We start from the raw sequence: 506 nt of genomic DNA, 5'->3' as shown, positions 1-506 counted from the left end.
GCCTTGGCTTTGTCCTTAGGCTTGTAAGGGCGAGCTGGCATCACCGCCACCTGATAGTGCTCGGCCAACTGCTGGTAGCTGGGGTTGAGCTCGGGATCGTATCGGCAAGCCTTGCTGACACCGCTCTTGAGGTTGTCGGGGATCAGCAGTACCGGTGTCCCGCCGAAAAACTCAAAGGCACGGACATGGCTTTGCAGCCAGTCCGGCAGTGACTGGGACCAGGTGGCCTCGGCAAAGGTGTAGTTGGACGCACCGAGCACGGCGACAAAGACTTGTGCCTGACGGACCTCACCCGTGGAGGGCGAGGCGATGGGCACCGTGGGCCCGCAGTAGTCGATAAAGAGCTTTTCCCCCGCCTTGTGGATCTGGCGCATGGAGCGCTTTTGCAACTGACACCAGGACTTGTAACGGTCACAGAACTGGGAGTAGCTGTAACAGCTATTGGGATAGCGCTGGGTGTACTCCTCCCAGAGCAGCTGTTTGGAGACCCCCTTGCGCTTGAGCTC

Annotated in this window: 1 protein-coding gene; it reads right to left on the bottom strand. The window is 59.7% G+C overall.

The window, feature by feature from the left end:
* The coding region (gene istA, locus J9889_RS24750) for an IS21 family transposase (RefSeq protein ID WP_210557950.1) at positions 1-506 on the bottom strand (506 nt) is incomplete at both ends.

It is taken from the genome of Aeromonas sp. PrichA-15 (assembly GCF_017939245.1).
GTDB classification, from domain to species: Bacteria; Pseudomonadota; Gammaproteobacteria; order Enterobacterales; family Aeromonadaceae; genus Aeromonas; species Aeromonas caviae.
This window is presented reverse-complemented; position numbering and strand designations above follow the sequence as displayed.